We start from the raw sequence: 12,111 nt of genomic DNA, 5'->3' as shown, positions 1-12,111 counted from the left end.
TCACGGTGTATTAATCAACGGGGAGCAGGTCAACGCTGAACATAAAAGGAGAAAGCTATCGGTTGAAAGAGAAACGCAAAGCCGGAGTGCTGGCAAAAAGCGCAACGCCAATCAGTGATGATGAAATGGTGGAAAGCGGACAACGTTAATGACCAACAGGGAGTGCGGGCAATGAAAATGGCGAAAAACGGTCAGTAATCTTGGCGTTGACACATCGGTTAAAACGGTTATAAAAGGTCTTCCTTGGGCCATATCGCTCAGGCAAATCGCGCCAGCAATGGCGCGAGGGAAAGCTGCTATTACCTTCTTCAGCGAGTCCTCAGCTACTTCCTGTGGCTTTCTATGCCGCTACCGTTGTTGAACCGGATCAAAGCGGTGCGTGGCTATAAAGCTTCATGCCGGATGGCTGGCAGACCTTCGGTCGTTGCCCCTAATCGTGTGCAGCGTGAATTTACCGTGGTAAAGCCCAATCAGGTCTGGGTGACTGATATCACCTACAGCGCGCCCGGATTTCAGGGCGGGTAACGTGTTTTACATACTGAGGATTGATAACTTTTACTTTATGTCCCTATTTTTCAGACTCATGCTGCCAGTAAAATGCCCCAGTGCTCGCTTCGACACTAATCAGGCAGACCGGAATCTTCGCCACCGCCTGGAGTAATTCTTTTCGACCAGTACGCTTTGAATAAACTGACTTACCCATGCCATTGTGATTTTAAACATCATTAAAATTATAGCCATTGGCGCATTGTAATTATAACCTCTAAAAATCAATGTGTTACTTTTCTTTATGTTATGTTTGACAAAAGTCAACATGTCTTTGATTGGAATTGCTGATTGTTTTTTGTTTATTAATAGACGCTAATCCATAAAACAGTCTCAATCAAGTTGTAAAAGAATGTATGTTTAATTTCGAAATAGCATTCTTTGACGCCGACAGCCTCGACGAATTCTTTCATTGAATTCGTTCCTGACGCCTTAAATATTGCGGACTCCGGTCAGTCGAAGTTTCTATTAACAGTTGCACAAGTGAGCATCGCAAATCGCTTCTGACTTTTGTGCGTATTAACTGTTTGCTCATTGATACTTAATTCACTCTGACAAGGAAATGGCAATGAAAAAGGTTCTTCTCTCTGCTGCAATGGCAACTGCGTTTTTTGGTATGGCTGCGGCAAATGCTGCTGATACCAATGTAGGCGGCGGTCAGGTTAATTTCTTCGGTAAAGTTACCGACGTATCTTGTACTGTTTCCGTAAACGGCCAGGGCAGCGATGCGAACGTTTATCTGTCACCAGTGACTTTAACGGAAGTTAAAGCTGCCGCGGCGGATACCTATCTGAAACCGAAATCTTTCACCATCGATGTTTCTGACTGCCAGGCGGCTGATGGCACCAAACAGGATGATGTGAGCAAACTGGGTGTGAACTGGACCGGCGGTAACCTGCTGGCGGGCGCAACCGCTAAACAGCAGGGCTACCTGGCTAACACCGAAGCCGCCGGCGCGCAGAATATCCAGCTGGTTCTCTCCACCGATAACGCCACCGCGCTGACCAACAAAATCATCCCGGGCGACAGCACCCAGCCTAAAGCGGCCGGTGATGCCTCTGCCGTTCAGGATGGCGCGCGCTTCACTTACTACGTCGGCTATGCGACCAGCACCCCGACCACGGTTACCACCGGTGTGGTTAACAGCTACGCGACTTACGAAATTACTTATCAGTAATATCGACTGAGAGATAAAGCCGCCTCGCGCCGGGGCGGTCTATACCCGTCATACTTCGAATGGCACAGGCGTTGGCGACGTTTGCTCACCCCAGTCACTCTCTGGCCGTCTTTCTGCAATTCGAATTATTCAGGGTATACAACAATAATAAAGCGGCCACTGCTGCCGCTTATTTTTTTATTCTGAGGTCAGCATGAAGCGTATTGCCCTTTTTTTCTGTTTCATTTTTAGTTTTGCGGCCCATGCCAATAATATTATTGTTAACGGTACCCGCTTTATTTATCCAGGAAATGAAAAAGAAATAACGGTGCAGCTCTCTAACACCGCCGACCGTCCGGCGCTGGCGCAAGCCTGGCTGGATAACGGTAATGCCGACGCGACGCCGGATACCATTACGACCCCCTTTATTATCACGCCGCCTATTTCCCGCGTTGATGCGAAAAGCGGTCAAACCCTGCGTATTAAGCTCGGCAGTAATGCAGGGCTGGCTAAAGATAAAGAGACGCTGTGGTGGCTGAACCTTCTGGAAATACCGCCGGTTGAGGCCAGCCAGAAAAACGAAGGGCAAAATATTCTGCAGCTGGCGATTCGTTCGCGCTTTAAGTTTATTTATCGCCCTGCCGGGCTAGGCAATCGCGACGCTGCGGCAGAAAAACTGGCGCTCTCCGCTAACGGCAGCAGCCTGTCCGTCAGTAACCCAACGCCCTTTTATATCACCGTAAGCCGTATCTCCCGTAACGGCGGCAAAGCGCTCAACAGCAAAACGGTCATGTTTGCCCCGCAGTCCAGCCAGACCATCGCCCTCTCTTCAGCGGTGAGCAAAGGCGAGACCCTGACCGTTAACAACATTAATGATTATGGTGCAGATGTCGCAGTGAAAGTTACCGTCAAATAAGGGAAACGATCATGAAGCAGAGGTCAATCTGCCCGGGAAGATTAAGCACGGCTATTGCGGTTGCGCTGTGCTGCTTTCCGCCATTTTCCAGCGGACAGGAAAACCCGGGAACGATCTATCAATTTAACGATGGTTTTATCGTCGGCAGTCGCGAAAAGGTCGACCTGTCGCGCTTCTCGACCAGCGCTATCAGCGAGGGCGTCTACTCCCTTGATGTCTATACCAACGGCGAATGGAAAGGGCGCTACGACCTGAAAATCACCGCCGGTAAAGACGGCAAAATGGGCGTCTGCTATACCAAAGCGATGCTGATGCAGTATGGGATTTCGCCGGAAAAATTAAATCCGCAGCTCAGCGAAAAAGAGGGCTTCTGCGGACGCCTGCAGGAGTGGCGTCACGAAGATAACGTCAAAGACACGCTGATTCAGTCCTCCCTGAGACTGGATATTGCTGTACCGCAAATCTACGAAGATCAGCGCCTGAAAAACTTTGTCAGCCCGCAATTCTGGGATAAAGGCGTTGCGGCGCTGAATTTAGGCTGGATGGCCAACGCCTGGAACAGCCATATCTCCTCGGCCAACGGTTCCGATAACAGCAGCGCGTATCTTGGCGTTAACGCGGGCCTGTCGTGGGACGGCTGGCTGCTCAAGCATATCGGTAACCTGAACTGGCAGCAGCAGCAGGGGAAAGCGCACTGGAACAGCAACCAGACCTATCTGCAGCGGCCGATTCCGCAGATTAACTCGATAGTCAGCGGCGGGCAGATTTTTACCAACGGCGAGTTCTTTGACACCATCGGCCTGCGCGGGGTTAACCTGGCGACCGATGACAATATGTTTCCCGACGGCATGCGCTCCTACGCCCCTGAAATTCGCGGCGTGGCGCAAAGCAACGCCCTGGTGACGGTGCGCCAGGGCAGCAATATTATCTATCAGACCACGGTGCCGCCGGGGCCGTTTACCCTGCAGGATGTCTATCCTTCCGGCTACGGTAGCGACCTTGAAGTGTCGGTTAAAGAGGGCGATGGTTCGGTCGAGGTATTCAGCGTACCTTACGCCTCGGTAGCGCAGCTGCTGCGTCCGGGGATGACCCGCTACGCGCTCTCCGCCGGTAAAGTCGACGATAGTTCGCTGCGTAATAAACCGATACTCTACCAGGGAACCTGGCAGCATGGTTTAAATAACCTGTTTACCGGCTATACCGGCGTCACCGGATTTGATGACTATCAGGCGTTCCTGCTGGGGACCGGGATGAACACCGGCATCGGCGCGCTCTCCTTCGACGTGACTCACTCGCGGCTGAAGAGCGATACCCTTGACGAGCACGGTCAAAGCTATCGCGCCACCTTTAACCGCATGTTTACCGAAACCCAGACCAGCATCGTGCTGGCGGCGTATCGCTACTCCACCAAAGGCTACTACAACCTGAACGACGCCCTCTACGCCGTCGATCAGGAGAAGAACTACAACAGCAACTACACCGTGTGGCGCCAGAAAAACGGGATGACCTTTACCGTCAACCAGAACCTGCCGGACGGCTGGGGCGGTTTTTATCTGAGCGGTCGGGTGGCGGATTACTGGAACCGTTCGGGGACGGAAAAGCAGTATCAGTTTAGTTACAACAACATGTACGGTCGGCTCTCGTGGTCGGTCAGCGCCCAGCGCGTCTATACCCCGGATAGTTCCGGCCACCGCCGCGACGATCGCGTGTCTCTCAACTTTAGCTACCCGCTGTGGTTCGGTGAAAACCGCACCGCTAACCTGACATCGAATACCGCGTTTAACAATTCGCGTTTCGCCAGCTCGCAGATTGGCGTCAACGGTTCGCTGGATAGCGAAAACAACCTTAACTACGGCGTGTCGACCACCACCGCCACCGGCGGCCAGCACGATGTGGCGCTGAACGGCAGTTACCGTACCCCGTGGACGACGCTGAACGGCAGCTATAGCCAGGGCGAAGGCTATCGCCAGAGCGGCGTGGGCGCCAGCGGGACGCTAATCGCGCATCAGCACGGCGTCGTATTCTCGCCGGAAACCGGCACTACTATGGCGCTGATCGAAGCGAAAGATGCCGCGGGCGCGATGTTGCCCGGTTCGCCGGGTACCCGCATCGACAGCAACGGCTACGCCATTCTGCCGTATCTGCGGCCTTACCGGATAAATTCCGTTGAAATTGACCCGAAAGGCAGCAATGACGATGTCGCCTTCGGCAGTACCGTGGCGCAGGTGGTGCCGTGGGAAGGGAGCGTGGTCAAGGTCTCCTTCGATACCACGCTGCAGAACAACATCACTCTGCGGGCGCGCCAGGCTAATGGCCTGCCGTTACCGTTTGCCGCCACGATATTCGGTCCGTCCGGGAAAGAGATCGGCGTGGTGGGGCAGGGCAGCATGATGTTTATCAGCGACGCCAGCGCGCCGAAGGCCACGGTTAAGTGGAGCGGCGGACAGTGCTCGGTGGAATTAAGTCAGGAAAAAACAAAGGAAACGCTATGTCGCTAATGAAAAAACTGACGCTTTTTATTGGCTTAATGGCGCTGGGGACAACGTCAGCATGGGCATCATGTTGGCAATCTAATAGTGCCTATGAAATTAATATGGCTATGGGGCGCGTGGTTGTTAGCCCGGACTTACCAGTAGGGAGTGTCATTGCAACTAAAACATGGACAATGCCGGATAATAATACGATTTATGTTACATGTGATAGAAATACTACTCTGAAATCAGATGCGAAAGTTGTTGCTGCTGGTTTGGTTCAGGGGGCCAATAAAGTCTATTCAACTGCAATTCCTGGAATTGGTTTACGTTTCTCACGTACAGGGGCGATCAGTATGATCTACCCTGATAGTTATACCACGACAGGTTCCTCCTTTAGACTCGCAGGTTCAACATTCACATTAGATATAATTAAGACCAGTACCACAACAGGGAGTGGAACCTTAGCCAGTGGGCCGTATACAGAGTACGGACCAGGATTTACAATCCTTAAAACCAGCCTTAATGCTGATGCCATTACAATTGTTGCACCTTCTTGTACCATTTTAGGTGGCAAAAATATGAATGTCGATATAGGCACGATTAAACGAGCTGATTTAAAAGGGGTGGGGACCTGGGCTGGCGGTACACCATTTGATATTAAACTGGAGTGTAGTGGGGGAGTCAGTGTCAGTGGTTATGCAAATATTAACACCTCATTTTCTGGAACATTAGCTACAAATACATCAGCGAATCAAGGTGTTCTACTAAACGAAAAGACCGGAAATTCTGCTGCTAAGGGCGTTGGTGTGCAGGTTATAAAGGACAACACTCCTCTGGAATTCAACAAAAAATATAATATTGGTACATTACAAAGCCAGGAAACTCGTTATATCACCCTGCCTCTCCATGCGCGCTTCTATCAATATGCGCCGACTACCAGTACCGGTGAAGTGGAGTCGCACCTGGTCTTTAACCTGACGTACGATTAATGCGGGAGGCGGGTATGAGTGATTCAGCAAAGTATAAAAATAGCACACGACTCATTCAGTTGGCCCTGATAAGCGGGACGCTTATTGCCTCCTCGGCGTGGGGATTCGAGACGAATTACGATCGTGGGCGGGTTGATTTTGCCGGACGGGTGACCGACATCTCCTGTAGCGTGGCGCTTAACGGCGGCAATAATGCAGGGAGTGGAAGCGTCTGGCTGGCGCCGGTCAGCCTGGCAGAAGTACACGATCGCGGGGCGGGGGCATTTATGAAACCACAGCCTTTCACGCTGGAACTCTCAAACTGCCAGCTTCGTCATGATGGCGGCGCGGCGGATGAAGATGAAGTTCGGATGGTGAATGTGCGCTGGATTGATGGGTTTATGGTTAATTCCGTCAGCAATGAAAACGCTGGTTATCTGGCGAATACGCGCGCGGATGGGGCCAGCCATATTTTCCTGGCGCTGTCGACTAACGACAATAATACTCTGGACAAGAGCAATAAAATTGTCCCGGCTGACCCGCAGCAAAACCGGGTGCCTCTGGTCGAAAAGGCGGTGGATGGCGGGATATTTACTTATTACATTGGCTACGTTACGCCAGCGCCGGAAAAAGCGACCAGCGGTCCGTTGACCAGCTGGGCGACCTGGGAGTTAGTTTATAATTGAGTGATTGATTGACTTTATTGCGCGAATGTTAATATTGATGCCGGAATGCTCCGGCATTTTTTTAAACCTTGATATCTTCTTTGACCAGTTGTTCAATACTGACTTCCTTCCAGTAGTGTCCCTGAATAGCAAACCACTCCATGCCCTGTAACCATTTCTTGTGCGCTTCGCTTTCTACGCCTTCAATAATCACATTATGGTGGTTACGGGAAAGAAAGGTGATCAGCGCATCCATCAATGGTCGGCCAGAATCTTTTTGCATTAAATGCCAGAAGAAGTCTTTATCGATTTTGACATAATCAAAATGGTAGCCTCGAATCGCGCTAATACCCGCATTGCCTGAGCCAAAATCATCGAGCCAGAGCGTCGTACTTCGCGGATCGCTCCAGGTTGCAAGAGCATTGTTCAATAATTTATTCGAGTTTTCTGTTACCTCAAAGTGAACGCAGCCAATGTGGCCAACGAGGTTTTTAATCTCTGGTCTTAGCAATATGTTGAGTATATGGTCATCAACATTGATTGTTGCAGAGATGCCGTTTTTATTAAACCACTGTTTATGTTTTTCAATAAGCGCCAGTTGCTCCATGAATATGCTCTCGCGCAATCCCGCATTGGCATAGCGGAAGAAGTTTTCTGGAGAGATAGACAGGCTATCGAAACGACTCAGGCACTCTACGGCGACGAGCGTACCTTTTGGGGAAAACATCTTTTGAAAGACATAACGAACGGATATATCGCTACGTGATAAATTATGATTGGAAAACAGAGTCGCGTTCATTATCTCTCGTCAAAAATCAGGTCGGAGGTAAAGAGAAGATAACTTTATTATAGGTCAGGTTTATGTCTATGGGAATGATTATTAAAGGCAGATTACCAATGAATTATCGGTTTTTGATTGGTCACCCACATATTTTTGGCTTTAGCACCGATACATATTGACTATCCTTTTATTCATTATCCGTGAGTTATTCATCCCCAGTTTCTTCATAATATGTACCTTATGACTGTGTACCGTTTTGTGATCAATATCGAGGAGTAATGCGATTCTTTTATTGTTGTTACAGGCAATGATTAGCTCCAGAACCTGAAGCTCCCTAGCGGTTAGCTTACGCCGGGTACATAACCGCTGGCAGCCATCGGCGGTCAAAGGTCTGTTGATGATGGCTGAGAAATCTGATAAAGAAGATTTTTCATTCAAAATCAATATATTATCAATATAAAGCAGCTCCCGGAACAGTCTGGAGAGGTCACTTTTTACAATTAAAACCAGCAAAGCGCAGTGCGTAAGACGCTTGCGCAGGGTATTAAGCAATGCGACCGTTGTGGCTGCAGAGATATCCTTATGGATAGTGTTGACAATAATGGTAGTAGTTGATGGCGCGCTGGTCCCCTTAACAATATCCTGGAAGTTAAGAGTGGTGATGTTTTTTTTGTTATCAATCATATAATCATGGATTGAGTGCCCGATGATATTGTCGTCAGTATAAAGTAATGTGTTTTTCAATGTGTTAAATTTTCCTGTTGACTATCGTTATCAAAAAATGTCTTGTGTGCTATTGAATTAATAGTGTTTTAGATTAAAGTGGTTGTGTTTTATTGAAATTATATTTCATCAAATGAATTAAACTAGGCTTCGCCTGTTTATTATTTTTCTATCAATTATCAATTTGACAATTATTTTTTCTATCTTCTCTTTTTTTTCTTCACTTTCGTAATAAAACATGCAAGATACTCTGAAGCTTGTTGCATCACATTGTTTGCGATTACTTTCCTCGGATATATGTTTTATCTTTAAATTAACAAGGATTTGTCCGTACTCCCCAAGATTTAACACTGAATTTTCAAGTTTATTTCCATTTCTAATAAAACTATGCAAAGGTTCCAGGGATATAAACGAGCAACCACCTTCAGATATATCATTCAAGTGATATTTATAAATAGTGCCACTTCTGTATCTTCCAGAGCAATAAAACTGGCTTTCGTACCTAACGTTAATTCTTGGTGATGTCCTTCGTTGTAGTATTGATAATGATTCAGGGTTAATGAAGCATAGAAGATTGTTTGAATTGCTTTTGTCAGTGATTCGATTGTTGGTTGTGAATTCTATTTTTCCTAATGGGCTGTGGATGATAAAATAAAAAATGCTCTCTTTAGGAAGGCCTGGATGAGAGGTAGATGGTTTTACATAGAAAAAATTTCCTTCTATTTTTTTTAGGGTTGACTGGTGTTTTATATCATTACAATAGAAGTACAATTTAGATTGAATCCTGAGTTCATCTCTCAGAATTGCAATGATTTCATATCTGGAATTTTTAGAAACTCCTTCAGACATATTGACTCCCTAATCCAAAAATAGACAGAATTTATTATCCCATGTTTGAATCGTATTTTTCTTAAAAAAATGCCATTACAGCCTATTGTTTGATGTAAAAAAATAGGCTAATCCTATTGATCGATAGTTGACACTGTCGAATTTTCTTTATAGGTATTTGGAATGAATAATCTTTTAATATAAACATCCCTGGTCTACCAATAGTGATGATAGCGGACAGTGATGTAGTCCCTTAAACAGACAGTAGTTGCATCTCCAGATAAGAGATAAGGTTGAATATATGTGTAACACAGGTGCTAATTCTGAGGTGACCGAGATCTTGTTAGGGCAATAAGCCCGTAAGTGTCAGACTCATCAGGAGAAAATCGCCATTATCCAGCAGACGATGGAGTAGGGGTATGAATGTCTCCTACGTAGCCCACCAACATGGTAACCATTCAGCCGTCTGACAGGGCAGATGCTGTACCCGGCGTAATGACGAAGTTGACGCAGGGATACAGTCTGACATCCTCAATATCATCAGTGACATGCCGAGTTACGGTTATCGTCGCGTACAGGTTACCGGACATACCGGTGCAGTGGCTGACGGATAATGGTTCAGCGTATACTGTACATGAAACGCGGAAGTTCGCAGTTCGTCAGAGAGTTGAATCTTGAGCCATGCACAACAGTGGTGAGCAGCCCGGAAATCAACGAAATAGCAGAAAGCTTCGTGAAGATGATAAAACGGGACTACATCGGAATCATGTCGAATCCGGACAGCCAGGCTGCGGTGATGAATTCGGCAGTGGCGTTCATTCATTACAATAAACGTCATCCGCATAGTGCTCTGGGATATCAGTCAACACAGGAATATATACACAGAAATCTATCGCAATCGTAAGAGAGTAAAAATATCTGGATATAAGGGTCAAATATAGGAATAATTTCACGACATACAGCAGGAGTAAAAAATGTTACGTGGATCCGAAAGAGAAACCGCTTTATCAAAACTTAAAAAAGCAACTGACCGTTATGAGATTCAGGCAAAAGGGACGCAGGAAGAGATTACAAATCTATTCCTTTTGCGTCAGAAATGCAGTGAAAACTTATTACACACGTCGAAAACTATGTGAGTCAACTGGCAAATAAACCAAAAGAATTCGATAAATCCTGGAGTGAACTAAAAGCAGAAATTGTTGAGTTCGACAATGGGTAATGATACCAACGTGTTGATTTCGTATTTTCACTGACACCAGGATCATCCTGATGTTACAAGGATTGAATGACAACAGATTAAAATAGTCATCAACAGGTTGACAGCATTACCCTTATCTGCCAGCGGCTGAACTTCAGGTACAGGAATTCACGTTTATCACTCGTACTAGACTCTCCGGAGGACCAGGGGAATGACCGGGTCTGTTACGGTGAGGGAATCTGTAAACCTCAGGATTTTTGCCGGGAAAGTACGTATAACTGCTATCTTGATTAGTAAATGTTAAAATTTGTAGGTATCCACCCGTTAAACAAAATGATTAATATTTAAAAATACTCGTTGAACACCCGTGCCGTAATAATGAAGTACATTAAAAACGTTATCCGTTCATGTGAAGCTGAGACCGTCTCTTCGTCATGTAAAATGCCGTACTTTCTTTGTCGTGAAGAATGACCGGGTTAAGTCCATAAGGTTGAGAGGAAGTCTGCTGATGTGATACGCTCAAGGCGAGATTTATCTCAGTGAGAACTCACGGCAACAAAAAGTTTTTGGACAACAAAACACAAAGTTGTTTTGGACTGTAGGAGTCCAAGAGACAATGACATTACATACAACGCCGTGTAACGGATTTTACATTATTACAAAGCCTGTGTTACAAGAGAGTTATGGACATGATTGAAAAAATATGTGAAGTAATTGATGGTGAATACGTCTGTGATATAGATATTAGCGTTGAAGAATGGAAGATTTTATTAAGGGATAAAAAAGTTTTTGATGACAAAAGTATTGCAGCGTTAAAAAAATGGTTCATTGAGCCAGACCATTCCTGTACATGTTTCGATATCGGCAAGAAGTACGACCTGCACAGTATGAGTGCTAATGGTGTAATCAATGGGTTGGGTGGAAGAGTTCAGAAGCAGCTTGGCCGATTCGAGGTTAAAGGAGTCGGAAAGATTGCTTCCGGGACAAAATTCATTACAGTCATGAAAAGTAGAGAAATTAAAGGAAACCCAAAGCGAAATTTATGGACTATCCGTGAAGAACTTGTTCAGGCAATAAAAGAACTAGATTTTTTTAGTACGAACGAAAGCTCAAGCATTGATTTTTACTCAGATAATGATTTGATCACTGCTCTAGAAGAAAGTAATCACTTTGACGTTACTCAGACATTTGAGTATAGCGAAAAAGCGAAACCTAAGAAAGCTGCAATAGAAGTCAAAAATGGACTCTCATACCCAAGAAGTAAATCTGTTTCAAAAAATGCGCTTAACAAAGCTGATTATAAATGTGAAATTAATTGCGACCATCCAACGTTCAGAAGGCGAAACTCTCCTCTAAATTACACAGAACCTCATCACATTGTCCCGATGTCAAAGCAAGACTATTTTGAGAATTCACTGGATGTGGAAGAGAATATCATATCACTATGTTGCAACTGCCATAAACAAATTCATCTTGGCAAGGGGTTTGAAGATATGTTGAGGAAAATATATGCCGAGCGGAAAGATGTATTAAAAAAAGCGGGAATCGAGATATTATTAGAGGATTTGATTCTTTTTTACAAGATGGAAGGTAATTAATTTTCGAGAAGATGCATGCTTATTTTTATTTTTTTTAGCAATGAATGTGAAATACTGCCTGACTATCAATCCTGTCATGTGGTTCAGATTTATGGGAGAGGATTTTAATATTTTACCAGCATGGCATGTCGATCAATCGGTTAAGTATAGCGCCAGGTAACCAGACGGATTTTCCCTCTCAGGCGGGAGTCGTTATCCATCGCCCAGTACCTGATTAAAAGTAGGAGTAATTACAAGAAAATTAAATTGTATGACTAT

10 protein-coding genes and 5 pseudogenes are annotated in these 12,111 nt (G+C 45.9%); 10 read left to right on the top strand and 5 right to left on the bottom strand.

Annotated elements, in window-relative coordinates; translation table 11 throughout:
* Window positions 1–29: 29 nt before the first annotated feature.
* A pseudogene (locus tag HMPREF3096_RS30560) lies at window positions 30–149 on the top strand (AAA family ATPase); the annotation flags it as partial.
* 38 nt (window positions 150–187) lie between these two features.
* Here the strand turns inward: HMPREF3096_RS30560 and HMPREF3096_RS31925 are convergent.
* Window positions 188–274 (bottom strand): annotated as a pseudogene (locus HMPREF3096_RS31925) (IS5/IS1182 family transposase); the annotation flags it as partial.
* An 86-nt stretch (window positions 275–360) separates the two neighbouring features.
* Between HMPREF3096_RS31925 and HMPREF3096_RS29570 the strand changes: the two are divergent.
* Window positions 361–498: pseudogene (locus tag HMPREF3096_RS29570) on the top strand (IS3 family transposase); the annotation flags it as partial.
* A 73-nt stretch (window positions 499–571) separates the two neighbouring features.
* Here the strand turns inward: HMPREF3096_RS29570 and HMPREF3096_RS30550 are convergent.
* Window positions 572–709 (bottom strand): annotated as a pseudogene (locus HMPREF3096_RS30550) (IS110 family transposase); the annotation flags it as partial.
* 405 nt (window positions 710–1,114) lie between these two features.
* On the opposite strand from HMPREF3096_RS30550, the gene mrkA reads away from it, so the two are divergent.
* The 5 genes from mrkA to HMPREF3096_RS18505 all read left to right on the top strand — a co-directional run bounded on the left by mrkA (window position 1,115) and on the right by HMPREF3096_RS18505 (window position 6,746).
* Window positions 1,115–1,723 carry a type 3 fimbria major subunit MrkA gene (gene mrkA, locus HMPREF3096_RS18525; protein ID WP_001493056.1) on the top strand — a complete coding sequence of 203 codons (609 nt, stop codon included), beginning with the start codon at window positions 1,115–1,117 and terminating at the stop codon, window positions 1,721–1,723.
* Between the two features lie 193 nt (window positions 1,724–1,916).
* Complete coding sequence (locus HMPREF3096_RS18520; protein ID WP_000820820.1) at window positions 1,917–2,618, top strand: fimbrial biogenesis chaperone; 702 nt, start codon at window positions 1,917–1,919, stop codon at window positions 2,616–2,618.
* An 11-nt stretch (window positions 2,619–2,629) separates the two neighbouring features.
* Window positions 2,630–5,116, top strand: coding sequence for a fimbria/pilus outer membrane usher protein (locus HMPREF3096_RS18515; protein ID WP_032731933.1), 2,487 nt, complete (start codon window positions 2,630–2,632; stop codon window positions 5,114–5,116).
* Entirely contained in the window at window positions 5,107–6,081 is a 975-nt protein-coding gene (locus tag HMPREF3096_RS18510; RefSeq protein WP_032731932.1) for a fimbrial protein, read from the top strand. The genes HMPREF3096_RS18515 and HMPREF3096_RS18510 overlap by 10 nt, the downstream gene beginning before the upstream one ends.
* 14 nt (window positions 6,082–6,095) lie before the next feature.
* The gene (locus HMPREF3096_RS18505) at window positions 6,096–6,746 is read left to right on the top strand and encodes a fimbrial protein (protein ID WP_032731931.1); all 651 of its coding nucleotides are present in this window, start codon (window positions 6,096–6,098) and stop codon (window positions 6,744–6,746) included.
* 61 nt (window positions 6,747–6,807) lie between these two features.
* Here the strand turns inward: HMPREF3096_RS18505 and HMPREF3096_RS18500 are convergent, their stop codons facing one another.
* From HMPREF3096_RS18500 to HMPREF3096_RS29565, 3 genes are all read right to left on the bottom strand, one after another.
* Window positions 6,808–7,524: a cyclic-di-GMP phosphodiesterase MrkJ gene (locus HMPREF3096_RS18500; protein ID WP_032731930.1), complete on the bottom strand. Its 717-nt coding sequence runs from the start codon at window positions 7,522–7,524 to the stop codon at window positions 6,808–6,810.
* Between the two features lie 141 nt (window positions 7,525–7,665).
* A complete protein-coding gene (locus HMPREF3096_RS18495) occupies window positions 7,666–8,250 on the bottom strand; it encodes a helix-turn-helix domain-containing protein (RefSeq protein WP_000799244.1) in 585 nt (194 codons plus the stop codon).
* Between the two features lie 117 nt (window positions 8,251–8,367).
* A complete protein-coding gene (locus HMPREF3096_RS29565; protein ID WP_077270174.1) occupies window positions 8,368–9,078 on the bottom strand; it encodes a PilZ domain-containing protein in 711 nt (236 codons plus the stop codon).
* A gap of 558 nt (window positions 9,079–9,636) precedes the next feature.
* On the opposite strand from HMPREF3096_RS29565, the pseudogene HMPREF3096_RS18490 reads away from it, so the two are divergent.
* From HMPREF3096_RS18490 to HMPREF3096_RS18485, 3 genes and pseudogenes are all read left to right on the top strand, one after another.
* A pseudogene (locus HMPREF3096_RS18490) lies at window positions 9,637–9,961 on the top strand (integrase core domain-containing protein); the annotation flags it as partial.
* A gap of 70 nt (window positions 9,962–10,031) precedes the next feature.
* Window positions 10,032–10,193, top strand: a complete 162-nt coding sequence (locus HMPREF3096_RS30960) for a hypothetical protein (protein WP_003032086.1) — start codon at window positions 10,032–10,034, stop codon at window positions 10,191–10,193.
* A gap of 751 nt (window positions 10,194–10,944) precedes the next feature.
* Window positions 10,945–11,853: an HNH endonuclease gene (locus tag HMPREF3096_RS18485; protein ID WP_001372261.1), complete on the top strand. Its 909-nt coding sequence runs from the start codon at window positions 10,945–10,947 to the stop codon at window positions 11,851–11,853.
* Window positions 11,854–12,111 lie beyond the last annotated feature (258 nt).

Origin of the sequence: Klebsiella sp. HMSC25G12, from assembly GCF_001807705.1 — a bacterium.
Lineage (GTDB): Bacteria > Pseudomonadota > Gammaproteobacteria > Enterobacterales > Enterobacteriaceae > Klebsiella > Klebsiella variicola.
Note: the sequence above shows the minus strand (reverse complement) of the source record. Positions and strands in the feature narration are given on the sequence as shown.